We start from the raw sequence: 15,695 nt of genomic DNA on the forward strand, positions 1-15,695 counted from the left end.
ATCCCCGGCCTGCGAGTTCACCGGAGCTCGCAGGCGTCACGGGCCGCAGGGCAAGGGGCACCCTCCACCACAATCGATTCCCTGCTCCATCCCGTTCTTGACGGCGTCCTCGCACGTCGGCGCCTTGCAGATGCCGCCGATGCATACGCCGCTCACGCAGTGCGACGGCACGGCGCAGCCCTCGCCGACGCCGCACGCCATGGCGCACGCGCCCCCGCAGTCGACCCCCGTCTCCTTGCCGTTCTTCACCCCGTCGGAGCAGCTCGCCATCGCGCATTGCGCCCCGGTGCACACCTTGCTCGCGCAATCCACGCCGAGCTGACACGCCTTGCCAGGGATGCACGGTGAGCACGCGCCGCCGCAGTCGATATCCGTCTCCCCGATATCCTTCTGGCCGTTGGCGCACGTGAGCGGGACACATGCCCCTATCACGCACGTCTTCGGGGCTTGACATTGCGATGGATCCACGCACGCCACGCATTCGCCGCTCGCGTTGCAGTATCCGCCGGCGCAGGGCGTCCCGGGCGCCGTGGGCTCGTTTTGCGAGACTCCTTGGTCGCAGAGCTCCAGGGTACATTCCTTTCCATCATCGTATGCGTCGGTGACGTCCTCCTGGAACACGACGTTCCCGGCCCCGTCGCATACGGTCCTCCGACAATCCCCCTGCAGCTGGGATTCGGTCGGCGTCGCGGCGGGCAATGTCTCCGCGCTGCACGCGCCCCCGTCGCACACTCTCTGCATGCATGGGTTCGACGAGAAGGGACAGTCGGCCGCTTCCGTGCACGCAGCCTGTCCGCCCGCTCCATTCCCCCCAACGCCGCTCGCGGGACTGCCACCACTGCCCGATACGGTCACCCCACCCCCCCCGCCCGTTCCGCCGGGCCCCCCCACGCCTCCTTGCCCGCCAGCGCCACCCGGCCCGACTCCGTAGTTCCTCTCCGCCGGCTCGCACGCGTTCAGCATTCCTCCGAAAGCCAGCACGCACGCCGCCCACAAGAACCCAAATGCCGACCGGCTCTGCCCATCCGATCCTTCACGCCGCTCCATACTCACGCTCCTTTCGCCGCTGCTCACGGACACGCCACGTCCGCCACCACCACGTCATCCACATTCCACGACCCCACCTTTAGCGCCATCCCACCCACGGCGACCCCGAACCGCACCCGCATCGCAGCATTCTTGTAGGCCGTCACGTCATGCTGCACGTACGTCCACCCCTTCCCGACGACTGGCGAGTCCTGAATCCGCGGCGGCGGACCGCTCGTCCATAACCGCACCCACGCCGACCCGTCCCACACCTCGACCGCGTTATCCATGTGCGGCGCAAAATCACTGTTGAGCCACCGATGAAAGCCGAGGACCACGCCTGCCGGTGCCTCCGACGTGTCGAATGCAGGGCTCTCCAGCCAATGAAAGGGGTGCGCGACCGTCGACGCCACCCCGCCGATCACCACCCCCGCGACGCCGTTGTCCGCCGTCGTCGTGTGATCGGCGTCCGGATCCGAGCCGAAAGCATCCCCGATCGAGGCCTTCGCCGGCCCGATCGCCCACTCGAGGCCGAGGAGCCAGCCCTGCTCGTTGCTCGCGAAATCTTCATGGAAATAGACATTCGGCCCGGATGCCGTCACGCACGCGCCCCCCGCGCAGACCTCGTCCGTCGTGCACGCAAGCCCGTCGTCGCACGTCATCCCGTCGTTCGCCGCAACCTCGCCGATACATGCGCCGTTCGCGCACGTCGCCCCCGCCAAGCAAGGGTCGCCGTCGTTGCACGCGGCGCCGTCGTTTCCGGGGGCGGCCGTGCAAGTGTCCGTCGCCTCGTCGCACGCAGCCGTCCAGCACGCCGAGGGCGCGGCGCACGGCTTCGGGCTCCCGGCTCCGCAAATGCCGGCCTGACAGATCTCGGCCACGGTGCAAAACAGGCCGTCATCGCAAGGTTTTCCTTCGTTTGCCGGGACAATCTCGCACTGCCCCCCCGTGCACCGCCCGGCCTTGCAATCCTCCGCCTTGGCCTCTCCACACGCTCCGCCCTCGTTCGCCGGGACGGCCACGCACCCTTGCGCGGCGTCGCATATCCCCAGCGTGCAGGGGCCATCGAGCGCCGTACAATCCACCACGCCCGCGCCGGCGCAGCTTCCCTTGCTGCAAACCCCCCCGACCGTGCAGAGGTCGCCGTCGTCGCAGCTCGCGCCCTCATTGCCGGCGATGCTCGTGCAGGTCGCCGCGGCCTCGTCGCAAACCCCGATATGGCAGTCGTCCGGCGAGGCGCAGAACCGCGACGCGCCGCCGACGCAGACCCCATCGCGACAGGTGTCGTCGATCGTGCAGAACAGGCCGTCATCACAAGCGCCTAGCTCATGGGCCGGCACGGCCTCACACGCCCCATTGATGCAGGCCCCCACGAGGCACGGCCCCGCGAAAGCTTCGCAGTCGGAGGCCCGTGTACATCCCTCGGCGCCGCCCCCGGAGGCGCCCCCCGTGCCGCCGCCTGCGGCGCAAGCCGCGCCGAGCACCAGCACGAGCCCAAGAAGCCCCGCCGCGACCGCCCTCTCGTGCGACATCCTTCGTCTCCCGCTCATTTCGGCGGCACGAGCGTGCAGCGTTCATTGATGCACACGAGGTCTGAGGTTTCGCAGCAATCCGCGCTGGTCACGCAAGCTTCGAGCTCGTCCGAGCACGTGCCGTCCGGCGGACCGCACCGCGGGACCGGGGGATTTCCCTTGGGATCACATTGCCCCCCGCAGCATTGCACGCCGCTCTCGCACGCCTCGCCGTCCTTCCGGCACGGATCGAGGACCCAGAACCCGCGCGTGTTGCCCGACTCGAGCTCCTGCCCCGCGAGGTAAAACGCGGGGTGTGAGGGATCGACGCCGGGGGGCGCGTCGATGTCGATCGCTGCGATCCAGAGGCGCTTCGTGTTCGCCTCGGGCCCCGTGAGCTTGTTCCCGTAGGTGCGGCGCGACGTGAACATGACCCAGAAGTACCCGCCGGAGGCGACCGGGGCGACGGAGGGGATGAAGTTCTTTCGCTCGTCGCGGTCACCCGCAGGCATGGTGCCGTCGCCATTCAATCGAAGCAAGTACACGGGCTGGCTGGTCGACCGGTCGACGGCGAGGATTCGACCCTCGTTGAGCGGATTCGTGTCTTTCCACGTCGCGAGGTCGCCGCTCTGGCCGTCCTGGTAAAGGACGTACCGACCGTCGGGCGTGAACGCAGGCCACGAGAGGTGATGCCCGGGCTTGGGCGCGGCGAGCACGTCGTAATCGCTGAACGTGCGGTTCGCAGCGTCGTACCGCAGAATGGCGAGGACGCTCGGATAAGGAAAAACGGGGTCCCGATCGGTGAACGCGAGCCAGGCGCCGTCGTGCGAGAATGCCGGGGTCTGCGCATAAAACGTCTCGATTCCGCTCGATGGGATCACGACGCCGGCGCGCGTCCGTAGCTCGCTCGTGAAAGGCCCCACGGAAGAGCCAGCCGTATTGGGCGGCCAATACCCACCCGGCAAGGCGCTCGTGACCAGGACGTCCCCGCCTTTCGGATACAACGCGGCGAACGCCGCTCGCTCCGGCTCCTTCCAGACGAGCGGGGGATCGACATTGCCCCCGGAGAGGTCGAACGTGCCGCCAGACCCCTCATGGTTGGCGGCGGCCAGCGTGGATCCGTCGGCGGAGACGCCGTGACAGACGGTGCAGCCGCCAATCAATACCTCCGGGCTCTTGGCGCCGGCCTTGATGCGCATCACCGCGCCCGTCTGCTGGGCCAGGAGAGAGTCGTACGTGTTGTAATAGATGGTGCCGTGGAGCGCGCCGGGCGCGAGTCGGAACGTCCGAGAAATGGGGCCGTATTTCTGGCCCCCGGAGAGCTTGGCGACACGAACCTCGATCGTCGCATTGCCCGCCGAGGCGCCGAGCACCTCCCACGCAGGCTGCGACATGACGAGACGCGTGCTTTTCGAGCCCTGGTTGAAGAAGCCCTCGTACTCGAAATCGCTCGCGACGATCCGGACCGAAAATGCCTCGCCGGGCGCGCTCCCTTCGCTCAGGTGGATCTCCGGCGCGGGAATCCCACGAGGAAAGACCGTCTCGTCATACGGATACAGGAAGACAAACCCCGGGTCCGCGAGCCCCGGAGGGCCCCCGAGCGCTTCGATCTGCGCGGGTGCGAGGCCCGGATCGGTATCGACGGCGTGGATGCGGACGCGGAGCGTGGTCTTCGCCTCGTATGCGCCGTGCTCGCAGCGTACCACGACCTGCCCGGTTTGCTGGCCGCTCGGCGTGAACACGCCCTCCGGCGAGAGAACACCGAGGCCGACGTTCCCCAGGGAAAACGTGGCGTCGGGGATGGCCGCGCCCGTGAGGTTGTCGATGCACTGAAAGACCACGGTCTGCGCCGCGAGAGGCAACGAAAGCGAGAGGACCGGGCTCGCCGGGTCGATCCGCAGTCGGTCGGGGATCCCCGCGTCGAACGAATCCCCCCCTGCGCCCTCGGATCCCGCCGTGCTCGACGCGCCGCCGAGGGGATTGGCGCACGACAGAAGCACGAGCCCTGCGACGAAGACGAGAACGGAGATGCTCCGCGAGAGGCGACCACGCGAGGCGCGCGGGGCGTTATGCTTTTCCATCATGGCGCGAGGGACTCCGACCGCAGGGCCGCGGATGCGCGGGCGACGTCGAAGCCCTCGGTACCTACCATCGATGCATGGCCGGTGCCGACGCTCCGGATCAGGTTTCGCCGTCGAAACCACGCATTCTCATCGGGAGCGCTTGCGCAATTTTGCGCTCGACGCGCAAAGCTGCCCAACTTGCGCGGGCGCGTGCAGCGCTCCCTCGAAATCGAACGCGCCCCAAATGCCTTCCTTCCGCGCCGGGAATCCACGTCGCGGGGCGAGCGACGAGCCAACCTCGGCCGCACGGTGCTCGCTCGACGAATCGTAACGGGCCATCCGTTCGAGCGCCCCCTGCTCGCAGGGCGGTTCTCCTCGGCGATCTCGCCGAAGGCGAGCTCCCAGGGCCCGCACCGCGAATCCTCTTGCGCCCGTCACCCCAAACATGGAAGGAAGCCGCCATGGCGAAGCGCATCTACTTCTTCGGCAGCGGTCAGGCCGACGGCGATGGCACCCAGAAGCCGCTCCTCGGCGGCAAGGGCGCAGGGCTCCACGAGATGACTCGGATCGGCATCCCCGTGCCCCCGGGCTTCACGATCACGACCGAGGTCTGCACGGCCTTCTTCGCCTCGGGTGAGCGGATGCCGGACGGCCTGCTCGACGAGGCGCGCGCCGCCATCCAGCGGGTCGAGGCGATCGTCGGCACCCGCTTCGGCGACGCGGAAAACCCGCTGCTCGTGAGCGTCCGCTCGGGCGCGCGCGCCTCGATGCCCGGCATGATGGACACGATCCTGAACCTCGGCCTGAACGAGGCGATCGTGGCCGGGCTCGGCGCGCGCACGCAAAACCCCCGCTTCGCCCTCGACGCCTACCGCAGGTTCATCGTGACGTACGCGGACGTCGTGCTCGGGCTGCACAGGAAGCGCTTCGACGACGCGCTGGAGATCGCCCGGCGCAAGGCCGCCGCCGCGCGCGGGATGGTCGAGGCGCAGCGGCTCACGGTGGCGGAATTGCAGCGCAAGCTGCCGGACTCGATGTTCGACGAGGAGACCTTGCGCTCGCTCGTGAAGGAGCAGCGCCGCATCGTGCAGGAGGAGACGGGCGCGCCGTTCCCCGACGATCCGTGGGCGCAGCTCGAAGGCGCGATCGTCGCGGTCTTCCGGAGCTGGAACAACAACCGCGCCAAGACGTACCGCAAGATGCACGACATCCCCGAGGCGTGGGGCACGGCGTGCAACGTGCAAGCGATGGTCTTCGGCAACCTGGGCGAAGACTCCGGCACGGGCGTGGCCTTCACGCGCGATCCGTCGACGGGCGAGAAGCGCTTCTTCGGCGAGTGGCTGCCGAACGCGCAAGGCGAGGACGTGGTGGCCGGCGTGCGCACGCCGAACCCGATCGCGAAGGGACAAGGCCACGACGAGGGCTCGCTCGAGGTGCGCATGCCCGAGGCCTACGCGGAGCTCGTGCGCACGCAGGAGCGGCTGGAGAAGCACTTCCGCGACATGCAGGACCTCGAGTTCACCGTGCAATCGGGCAAGCTCTATCTGCTCCAGACGCGAAACGGGAAGCGGACGGGGCGAGCGAGCGTGCGGATCGCGGTGGAGATGGCGAAGGAAGGGCTCATCAACCAGCGCGAGGCGGTGATGCGCGTCGATCCGGCGTCGATCGAGCAGCTCCTGCACCCGACGATCGACCCGAAGGCGCCGAAGAAGCTCCTGGCCAAGGGTTTGCCGGCGAGCCCGGGCGCGGCGAGCGGGCAGGTCGTTTTCCACGCGGACGAGGCAGAACGAAAGGCCGCGCAAGGCCTGCCCGTGATCCTCGTGCGCGCCGAGACATCGCCCGAGGACATCCACGGGATGAAGGCCGCGAACGGGATCCTGACGGCGCGCGGCGGCATGACGAGCCACGCGGCGGTCGTGGCGCGCGGCATGGGCAAGTGCTGCGTCGCCGGGTGTTCGGCGGTCGCCGTGAGCTACGAGACGGCCACGATGACCGTGACGATCTACGACGAGCTCGGTCGGCCCACGGACACGGTGAGCGTGAAGGGCGGCGACGTGATCACGCTCGACGGAGCGACGGGCTCGGTCTACCTCGGCGCGATCCCGACGGCGCCGGCCGCGCTGTCGGCGGAGTACGAGGAGCTCATGCGCTGGGCCGACACGTCGCGTCGGCTGAAGGTGCTGGCGAACGCGGACACGGGCGCGGACGCGCGGACGGCCCGCTCGTACGGGGCCGAAGGCATCGGCCTCTGCCGCACCGAGCACATGTTCTTTGACGACAAACGAATTGCCGCGGTGCGTGAGATGATCCTCGCCCGCGACGTGGACGCACGAAAAGCGGCGCTCGCGAAGCTCCTGCCCTACCAGCGCGAGGACTTCGTCGCGATCTTCCAGGAGATGGCGGGGCTGCCCGTGACGATCCGCCTGCTCGATCCGCCGCTGCACGAGTTCTTGCCGCAGGGGCGCAAGCAGATCGAGGACCTCGCGGCGACGATGAAGGTCCGGCCGGCGGAGCTCGTGCGCAAGGTGGAGGAGCTGCACGAGCTGAACCCGATGCTCGGCCACCGCGGCTGCCGCCTCGGCGTGACGTTCCCCGAGATCAACGAGATGCAAGCGCGCGCGATCTTCGAGGCCGCATGCGAGGTGGCCACGAAGGGCGCCGCCCCGAAGCTCGAGATCATGATCCCGCTCGCCATGACGCGGAAGGAGCTCGCGCTGGCGAAGGTGACGATCGAGCGCGTCGCGGCCGAGGTGTTCGCCGAGAAGGGCCGGGCGGTGTCGTACCTGTTCGGCACGATGATCGAGCTGCCCCGCGCGGCCCTGCGCGCCTCGGAGCTCGCCGAGGAGGCCGAGTTCTTCAGCTTCGGCACGAATGATCTGACGCAGACCACGATGGGCATCTCGCGCGACGACGCCGGGAAGTTCCTCGGGGCCTACGTGGAGGCGGCGATCCTGCCGAAGGATCCGTTCACGAGCCTCGACACGGAGGGCGTGGGCGAGCTCGTGGCGATCGCCTGCGAGCGCGGCCGAAAGACGCGCGCGAACCTGGAGCTCGGCGTGTGCGGCGAGCACGGCGGCGACCCGGCCTCGATCCACTTCTTCGAGCGCGTGAAGCTCGACTACGTGTCGTGCTCGCCGCTGCGCGTGCCGATCGCCCGGCTCGCGGCCGCGCAGGCGGCGCTCGCCGAGGGCGCCACGACGACGCTCCAGACGACGGCGTAATCGATCGGAATCGACGCGGGGGGCCGAGGTCCCCCGCGTCGATTTCGGCTCCGAATCGGAGCCGGAAGCAGCCGAGTCCGCAAAACGGCAAGGCCGCCCCGGGCCCACATTCCTCTCCATACGCGGATCCGACCATGCACATCACCGCTCGGCCCTACGCCGGCCTCGCCGATCTGCACGCTCTCCAGCGCACGATCACGGCCTCGTGGCTCCTCGCGCGGCCGTTCGTGAACATGACCGTGGGTGACGTCACGTGGTGGATGACCGTCTCGCCGCTCGAGGTCGACTGGACAACGCGGATCCGGTTGTGGGAGGCGGATGGCGACGTCGTCGCCTGGGGCGGGTTCCAACCGCCAGGTGAGTTCCTCTTTCATCTCCGCGCCGACCTGCCGGCCGCGCCTCGTCACGCCGTCGTCGCCGAGCTCGTCGAATGGCTGACGAAAAAGGTCGCATCCCACACGACGCCCCCTGGAGAAGGCGCGCCCGCGGAGGCGCCGAGCCACCTCACGACCGACGTCCTCGACACCGATCACGGGCTGCAAGAAGAGCTCCGATCGCTCGGGTTCACGCCCGCCGACGAGCCTTCGTACAGCCACTTCATCGCGCCGCTCGACGAGAGCCCCGCCGCGCCCGTGCTCCCGCCCGGCTACACGATTCGCCACGTCCGAGGCGAAGACGAGATCCCAGCGCGGGTCTCCGTGCATCGCGCCGCCTTCGCGCCCTCCCGCATGACGGTCGAGAAGTACCAGCGGTTCGTCGCCACGAACCTCTACGCCTTCGAGAGGGACCTCGTCGTCGAGGCGCCCGACGGGTCGTTCGCCGCATTCACGATGGTCTTCTGGGATCCGGTGGCCCGCATCGGCGAGTTCGAGCCGGTCGGGACCCATCCGGACCACCGACAGAAGGGCCTCGCCAAGGCCGTGAACCTCGCGGGGCTTCACCTGCTGCGCCGGCTCGGCGCGCTCGAGGCCCTCGTGTTCTCGAGGCCCACGAACGCCGCGTCGGAGGCGCTTTACACCTCGGCCGGCTTCCGGCGCGTCACCGTGCATCGAGCCTGGACGCGCCCGCTCCAGGCTCGTTGATCCAAGCCCCACGCTTTACAGCCGCCGCTCGCCGGTGCACCTTTGCCGCATGGGCATCTTCGACCGGATGGGCAAGGTCATCTCGAGCAACGTCAACGCGCTCCTCGACAAGGCGGAAGACCCGAAAAAGTCGGTCGATTTGATCGTCGAGGAGATGAAGGAGCAGATCCGCGCGGCGCGCAAGGAGCTGGTCGAAGCGGTGGCGGCCGAGAAGGTCCTGCGGAAGAAGGTCGACGAGATCGACGCCGAGACGGGCAAGTGGGAGCGCCGCGCCGAGCTCGCCCTGAAGGCCGGCGACGAGTCGCTCGCGCGCGAGGCGCTCGTGCAGAAGAAGCGCATCATCGCCGAGCGAGACCGCGCCGAAGCGCTGCGCGCCGAGCAACGCGCGGCCGCGCTGAACATGAAGCGCGAGCTCGAGCGGATGGAGCAGAAGCAGCAGGAGCTCGAAGCCCGCAAAGGGACGATCGCCGCGCAGCTTCAGCAGGCGAAGGGCGGCGGCGGGGCCGAGGGCCTCGGGGCGCGCGGGAGCACGGGCGGCGCGTTCGCCGAGTTCCGGCGCATGGAAGACAAGATCGAGGGCAAGGTCGCCGAGGTGGCCGCCGCCCGCGAGCTCGACGACGCGCTCCGCAGCGGCGGGATGTCCGACGTGGAGCTCGAGTCGAAGTTCGCGCAGCTCGAAGGCGGCGGGACGATCTCGAAGGACGGCAAGCCCTCGAACCCCGAGATCGACGACGAGCTCGCCGCGCTGAAGAAGAAGATCCGGATCGGCTGAGCGTTCGCTGCCCGGGTCAGGGCAGGTCGGCGCAGCAGCGGAAGCCGGTGTTCGTGTTGTTGGCGTTGCGCAGGGTGGCCGAGCTCGCCGTGGAGCAATCCATGTCCGTGTCGATGCTCGTGTAGCCGCCACCGCGACGCCGACACGGGTGATCCTGGGGCATGTCGCCGGACTCGTCGCAGGCGTCCTCCCACTCCCAGACGTTCCCGCTCATATCGAAGATCCCTGGGAACCCGCCCTCGCACGTCGCGAGGTTCCTCACCGGGAGCACGACGTCGTCCGCAGCATCCTTGTCCTTGCCGTTGCAGGCCGCGGGATCGTACGTGTCGCCGTAGGGGTGCTTCTTCGTGCCCCCCGCCGTACAGGCGTTGTGCCATTGGCTCTTCGTCGTATCGGCGACCTCGGCATATTGCAGCGCATTGCCGTCGATGTGCCCGCAAAGCCGCTTTCCATGCGCGGCGCAGAACGCGTATGCGTCGCACCAGTCGACGGTCGCGACCGGCAGATCGTTCGCCGACGGCGGCGTCCCCGGGGCAAACGAGGTGTTCCACCCGCACTGCGGGAGCTGCTCGACCACGGGCATCTGCTTCGTCCACGCGAGGTAATGCGCGTTCGTGACCTCGGTGCTGTCGATGCAATAAAACTTCCCGCCGGCAGGGGCCTGCACCTTCACCATCGTCGGCGTGTCGGGCACGTCGGGACACCCATTCGGGACGCCGCCCGTGCCGCCCGCCCCGGAGCTCGACGACGAAGAGCTCGACGACGAGGAGGACGAAGAGGAGGTCGCGCCCCCTGCCCCGCCGGCGCCGCCCATTCCAGCGGCGCCGCCCGACCCACCCGACCCTGGCGGCGGTGCGTCGATCCCCCCACCGCCGAAGCACCCGGCCGCGATCACGAGCGGGCAAGCCATGAGCAGGAAAGAAACGGCGACGCGCATGAGTCCGACGATGACACACGTCGCCCGCGAACCGCAATGGGGGAGCGAGGACCGGGACGGACGCGCGTTCGCCCGCCCGCCGAACGTGAACCTACTTCGACGTCTGGCGGCTGAGCGCCACGACGTTGTCCGCCGCGATCGCGTCGCCCCCGGCCACCGCCGTCACCTTCACGCGGGGTTTGGCGCGGAGCAGGCTCACCACCAGGGTGAGACCCCATCCGTCCTCGCTGCGAATCTGCACCGCGCCGTGGCTGTCCTCGATCGACAGGATCAGCCGCCCGAGCACCTCGAGCCCCGGCGGCGCCGCGCCCGGCGCGATGAGCACGCGCTGGAGCGCCGACTCGGGCAGGCCAAAGCCGAGGCTCCAGTCGAGGATCGAGAGCTCGACCGCCGTGCTCGTCTCACGCACCGAGATCACCGGCGGCTGCGCCGACGGCGACTGGCCCGCGGCCTCGACCATGAACGCCTCGAGCGCCCGCTCGAGCGCGGCCCGATGCCCGATCACGTGGCCCATGCCGCGCATCGGCTCGATCTTCACCTGCCGCCCCGTCGCCCGCGCCGTGCCCGCCACCGCCTGCGCGATCACCTCCGAGAGCGGGAACGCGCTCAGCGGATCGTGCGTCGGCGCCGTCGCGAGCGCGCGGACGTTCGTGGGTTTGTCCTCGGGCTGCTCGACGACCGACGCGACGTATCCGACGATCGAGGAGAAGCCGTCGGCCTTCTGCCGGAGCGCGCGGATCGTCAAGACAAACGTCGGCGACGTCCCCGCCTGGCTGCGGCCCGTGATGCCCGCCTCGCTCTGCAGCACCTCGGCCATGCTCGTCGCCGCCTCCTCCGCCGTGCAGCCCGTGAGCGCGACGAGGATCTGGCTCAGGTGGATCGAGCCGGGCGGGAGCGCGCCGTCGGCCGACTCGGGCGGGACCGAGACGCCGCGCGCGCCGAGCCAGCGGCCGAGCTCGCGGCTCGCGAGGCGCACGTCGCCGAGCGCGTCCGCATAAAAGAGGCCCACGGGGGAGCTACGCAGCACCTCGCCGAACGTGGCGATCTCCTTCGCCGCGCCGTCCGCGCGTTGCACGAGGCGCTCGGACGGCGGCAAGGGCGCGTCGAGCAGGCGCGATCCCGAGATCGGCTCGCCTTCGCCCACGTTGCCGAGGCGGCGTCGGCGCGCGATGAGCGCGAGCTCGCGCGCGAGCCTTTCGAGGCGCTCGGGCGTCTTGGCGAAGGCGGCCTCGGCCTTCGGGCCGCACAGGAACACGTACCCTTCCGTCTCGCCGAGCGCGATGAGCGGCACGACGAGCGTGGGCTCGCCGGGGTTCTTCAGGTAATCCGTCACCACGTGCGGCGCGGCGACGCCGTGCTCGTTGATGTACGGCCTGCGGCGCACGTCGCGGCGGCGCTCGCCGATGAGGTGCTCGCCGACGTCGCCGTCGTCCCAGAACTTGAGGTGCCACTCGGCGGACGGCAGCTCCGCGACGAGCACGAAGTCGGCCGGGAAGAGGCGCCCGGCGAGGCGGCCGAGGCGGGGCCAGAAGACCGCGTCGGGCTCGGTCTGCACGCGGCGGAAGATGCCCTCGCGGCCGAGCAAATCCGAGGTGCGGCTGACCGCGCGTCGCCAGCCGGAGAGGTCGAGCGAGAGCGCAACGATCGCGCCGGCGAGGATGCCCGCGACGAGGCTCGCCGCCGGCAGGAGGCCACGCACCATCGAGGCGGCGACGATCGCTTGCACGAGGATCATCCCGAGGAGGCACACGCCGAGCGCGAGGAGCGAAGCTCGGATCGAGGCGACCCTGCGGATGAAGGCGAGGAGCAAGACCGCGAGCGACGCGACGAGCGCGCTGATCCAGCGCGGCGCCTCGCGCCTCGCGCCACCGTCGAGCAGGCCACCCAGCGCGGAGGCCACGTGCGTGCCCATCGAGATGCCGGGCGCGCCCGCGGCGCTCGTGCGTGGCTCGAACGGCGAGTCGAGCGCGGCGATCACGACGCGGCCGGCGGCGACGGAGAGCGGCGTTCGACCGGCGGCGACGTCGGCGAGCGAGACCTTGGGCACGCTCTCGGCCGGCGCGGGCACGATCCACGGCGCCTCCGCGATCCCGAGCGCGGCGAGCGCTGGCCGATCCGCGGGCGGCGCCGCGAAGCCCACGGCCGTGCCGTGCGCGCCGAGGCGCACGATCCCCGGCGGGAGCGTCTGGATCGACGCGGCCGGCTCCGCGCTCGGTTGTTTGCGGGTCCCACAGAATGCGTCGAGCGGCGGCACGAGCAGCACGCCGCGCGCGTGGCCCTCGACGACGAGCTCGGAGAGGTTGCCGAGGCAGTCGCGTTCGGCGAGCGTCTCGGGCGAGGCATGGACGACGAGCACGTGCGACGAGGGGCTCTGGCCTGCGATCGCGCGCAGCGTCAGCTCACGCGCCTCGTCGTCGGCGGAGCCGAGCGGCGCGATCGCGGCCGTGATCCCGGCGACCAGGATGGCCGTCGCTTCGAGGCGCGCGCGGCTCGAAAGGCGCGAGCGATCCTTCTCGAACGCCATCGGCCGCGGGGCGCGGAACGGCTTCGGGATCTTGCGGGCTTCGAGAAGGCGTCGGGCGAAACTTCGCATCGAGGGGTAACGGGTTCAGCGTGAGCGGCAATTTTCCTGCCATCGGACCGATGCCCGGTAGAGCTCACCCGTCTCGCTGTGGGAACGTCGATCGTTGCACTTTCTCGATCCTGGAAAATCGACCGGCTTGTTCCCGGGTTGCCTCCGCGGGCTTCTCGCTGCGGGCTTCCGTCCTCGCCTCCGATGTCTCCAGGCCTCACGCAGCCTGGTCTTTATACCTCAAAGTCCTGTTGCGTGGGCGGAACCGTGGCCCGGTCGTCGATGCTACCAGGCGCCGTGTCCAGGCGCCCATTTCTCGGCAGCGTCCAAATTGTGCTTCGTTTTCGGATATTTGAGCGGTGTTTCGCCCGGAACGCGTGCTGCACATCACCCGGAATTGGTGGATTTTTTCCCCGCATGGAGGGAGCATCGCTCACCATGCTGTCCTTGCGATTCCCTTCCTCCACCACGGCGCGGGTGCTCGCGCTGGTCGCCCTTGTCAACGGAACGGCGTTCGCCGCGGCTAGCTGCAGCGGTGACTCCGGGGAGACGCCTCCCGGCGGTACCGCCGGCTCGACCGCCCAAGGCGGCGCCGGCGGTGTCGGCGGTCAAGGCGGCGGCGGCACAGGTGGTCAGGGCGGCCAGGGCGGCCAGGGCGGCCAGGGCGGTCAAGGCGGCGTCGGCGGCCAGGGCGGCCAGGGCGGCGTCGGTGGCCAGGGCGGCGCCGGTGGCATCGGCGGCGAAGGCGGCCAGGGAGGCGCGGGCGGCATGGCCGCGACGAGCAGCAGCTCGTCGAGCTCGTCCAGCAGCAGCAGCTCGTCGAGCTCGTCCAGCAGCAGCAGCTCTTCGAGCAGCGGCACGGGCGGCGCCGGTGACCCGGACGCGGGCGAGCTTCCCGACGCGCTGCCCGATTTCACGGACGCCGAGCTCGAACCCGTGACGAGCATCGACGGCATCCCGAACCCGCTGCCGGGCGTCTACCAGGACCTCGGCCCGGCCAGCCTGAACGCCGAGTTCCGCTCGCTGATCGCCTTCCCGACGCGCGACAAGGCGCTGCTCGAAGAGGCGATCACGAACATCTACAACCCGGGCCACCCGATGTTCCGGGACTACATGACGGCCGACGAGTGGATGGAGAAGCACGCGCCGCCCGAGATCGATCTGCACCTCGTCAAGATCTGGCTCGAGTCGCAGGGCTTCACCGTGCCGTACGTCGCGACGAACCGCCTGCTCATCGAGTTCCAGGGGACGGTCGCGAAGTTCAACGAGGTCTTCCAGACGAACCTGCACGTCTTCGAGCGCGAGAACCCGCAGGCCGGCAACCCGCCGATCGACGTGTACGGCACGCTCGAGCCGCTCAAGGTGCCGCTCTGGGTGGCGCAGCGGATCGGCGGCGTGATCACCTGCGACATCGCGGCGGACAAGACCCCGCTCACGGCCGAGGGCGGCGGCATCTCGGTGCAGCCGCAGAACGTGCCGACGAACCGCCAGTCGCCCGCGAAGATCGCGAAGGCGTACGGCGTCGATCAGCTCTACAGCATGGGCTACCGCGGCCAGGGCGTGAAGCTCGGCGTCACCGTCGGCGCGATGTTCCGGTACAAGGATCTGCAGTCGTTCTGGCAGTCCTTCGGGATCATCCGCGACGATCCGGTGGTCACGTACACGATGGAGGCGCCGTCGACGCGCTACATCGAGACGACGCTCGACGTGGAGTGGGCCGGCGCGCTCGCGCCGGGGGCGACGCTGATGGTCTACGCGGGCCCCGACGCGCGCAACACGTCGATGGTCTTCACGTTCAACGAGGCGATCGGCAAGAACGAGGTGTCGGTCATCACCGACTCGTTCGCGCACCGCGAAGACTCCGAGCCGGCGCCGGTGCGCCTGCAGTACCACGAGTCGGCGCTCCAGGCGGCCGCGCTCGGCATCACGGTCATGGCCGCGACGGGCGACTCGGCGCAGGCCGATACGCCCTCGGTGAGCCCGTACGTCACGGCCGTCGGCGGCTCGCGGCTCTTCTGGAACGCGAACGGAACGCTGCAGCAGGAGACGAACTGGTACCAGTCGGGCTGCGGCGACTCGCTCACGTTCCTCATGCCCGAGTGGCAAGCGCCGTACGTCACGAACGTCGAGATCAACATGCCGCCGCGTCGCGCGACGGCGGATCTCGCGGTGCACGCCTCGCAGTACGCGGGCTACTACATCTACTACCTGAGCACCTGGTACAACGGCTACGGCGGCACGTCGTTCTCGTCGCCGGTCTTCGGCGGGCTCATGGCCGTCGTGAACCACTACCGCGCGGCGAACAACCTGCCGCGGGCCGGCTGGCTCAACTCGATCCTGTACTCGAACGCCGCCGTCAAGGCGACGTTCCGCGACATCACGACGAAGGATCCGGACGGCACCACGGCGGCCAACAAATCGCCCAAGGCGGGATGGGATTATCCGACGGGATGGGGCGCGCCAAACGCGATGGGGCTCGCGCTCACCCTCCCCTGATCCAGGATCATGCGT

At 69.6% G+C, this 15,695-nt stretch carries 9 protein-coding genes; 4 read left to right on the forward strand and 5 right to left on the reverse strand.

Translation table 11 applies throughout. From position 1 onward, the window contains the following. Positions 1-36: 36 nt before the first annotated feature. From QHF85_RS10850 to QHF85_RS10860, 3 genes are all read right to left on the reverse strand, one after another. On the reverse strand, positions 37-741 hold the full coding sequence (locus tag QHF85_RS10850) for a hypothetical protein (protein ID WP_281327049.1): 705 nt from the start codon (positions 739-741) through the stop codon (positions 37-39). 329 nt (positions 742-1,070) lie between these two features. Continuing rightward, positions 1,071-2,558 (reverse strand): hypothetical protein, encoded by a 1,488-nt coding sequence (locus QHF85_RS10855; RefSeq protein ID WP_281327050.1) that lies wholly within the window; start codon positions 2,556-2,558, stop codon positions 1,071-1,073. 14 nt (positions 2,559-2,572) lie between these two features. Beyond that, on the reverse strand, positions 2,573-4,621 hold the full coding sequence (locus QHF85_RS10860; protein ID WP_281327051.1) for a hypothetical protein: 2,049 nt from the start codon (positions 4,619-4,621) through the stop codon (positions 2,573-2,575). 440 nt (positions 4,622-5,061) lie between these two features. On the opposite strand from QHF85_RS10860, the gene ppdK reads away from it, so the two are divergent. The 3 genes from ppdK to QHF85_RS10875 all read left to right on the forward strand — a co-directional run bounded on the left by ppdK (position 5,062) and on the right by QHF85_RS10875 (position 9,675). Beyond that, complete coding sequence (ppdK, locus tag QHF85_RS10865) at positions 5,062-7,821, forward strand: pyruvate, phosphate dikinase (RefSeq protein ID WP_281327052.1); 2,760 nt, start codon at positions 5,062-5,064, stop codon at positions 7,819-7,821. Positions 7,822-7,955: 134 nt separating this feature from the next. Beyond that, positions 7,956-8,903, forward strand: a complete 948-nt coding sequence (locus QHF85_RS10870; protein WP_281327053.1) for a GNAT family N-acetyltransferase — start codon at positions 7,956-7,958, stop codon at positions 8,901-8,903. 49 nt (positions 8,904-8,952) lie between these two features. After that, on the forward strand, positions 8,953-9,675 hold the full coding sequence (locus tag QHF85_RS10875; RefSeq protein ID WP_281327054.1) for a PspA/IM30 family protein: 723 nt from the start codon (positions 8,953-8,955) through the stop codon (positions 9,673-9,675). Between the two features lie 16 nt (positions 9,676-9,691). On the opposite strand, the gene QHF85_RS10880 is transcribed toward QHF85_RS10875, so the two are convergent. Both QHF85_RS10880 and QHF85_RS10885 read right to left on the reverse strand, forming a co-directional pair. Then, positions 9,692-10,612: an SUMF1/EgtB/PvdO family nonheme iron enzyme gene (locus QHF85_RS10880; RefSeq protein WP_281327055.1), complete on the reverse strand. Its 921-nt coding sequence runs from the start codon at positions 10,610-10,612 to the stop codon at positions 9,692-9,694. A gap of 91 nt (positions 10,613-10,703) precedes the next feature. Beyond that, entirely contained in the window at positions 10,704-13,205 is a 2,502-nt protein-coding gene (locus tag QHF85_RS10885; protein WP_281327056.1) for a hypothetical protein, read from the reverse strand. A gap of 417 nt (positions 13,206-13,622) precedes the next feature. Here QHF85_RS10885 and QHF85_RS10890 point away from each other — a divergent pair, with 417 nt between their 5' ends. Continuing rightward, positions 13,623-15,680 (forward strand): S53 family serine peptidase, encoded by a 2,058-nt coding sequence (locus tag QHF85_RS10890; RefSeq protein ID WP_281327057.1) that lies wholly within the window; start codon positions 13,623-13,625, stop codon positions 15,678-15,680. Positions 15,681-15,695 lie beyond the last annotated feature (15 nt).

Source organism: Polyangium sp. 6x1, assembly GCF_029946515.1.
Classification (GTDB): Bacteria; Myxococcota_A; Polyangia; order Polyangiales; family Polyangiaceae; genus Polyangium.

Excerpts from the sequence above, each read along its gene's own strand:
- QHF85_RS10850 (WP_281327049.1), bottom strand. The coding sequence starts at position 741 with ATGCAGAGAGTGTGCGACGGGGGCGCGTGCAGCGCGGAGACATTGCCC.
- QHF85_RS10855 (WP_281327050.1), bottom strand. The coding sequence starts at position 2,558 with ATGTCGCACGAGAGGGCGGTCGCGGCGGGGCTTCTTGGGCTCGTGCTG.
- QHF85_RS10860 (WP_281327051.1), bottom strand. The coding sequence starts at position 4,621 with ATGATGGAAAAGCATAACGCCCCGCGCGCCTCGCGTGGTCGCCTCTCG.
- ppdK (WP_281327052.1), top strand. The coding sequence starts at position 5,062 with ATGGCGAAGCGCATCTACTTCTTCGGCAGCGGTCAGGCCGACGGCGAT.
- QHF85_RS10870 (WP_281327053.1), top strand. The coding sequence starts at position 7,956 with ATGCACATCACCGCTCGGCCCTACGCCGGCCTCGCCGATCTGCACGCT.
- QHF85_RS10875 (WP_281327054.1), top strand. The coding sequence starts at position 8,953 with ATGGGCATCTTCGACCGGATGGGCAAGGTCATCTCGAGCAACGTCAAC.
- QHF85_RS10880 (WP_281327055.1), bottom strand. The coding sequence starts at position 10,612 with ATGCGCGTCGCCGTTTCTTTCCTGCTCATGGCTTGCCCGCTCGTGATC.
- QHF85_RS10885 (WP_281327056.1), bottom strand. The coding sequence starts at position 13,205 with ATGCGAAGTTTCGCCCGACGCCTTCTCGAAGCCCGCAAGATCCCGAAG.
- QHF85_RS10890 (WP_281327057.1), top strand. The coding sequence starts at position 13,623 with ATGCTGTCCTTGCGATTCCCTTCCTCCACCACGGCGCGGGTGCTCGCG.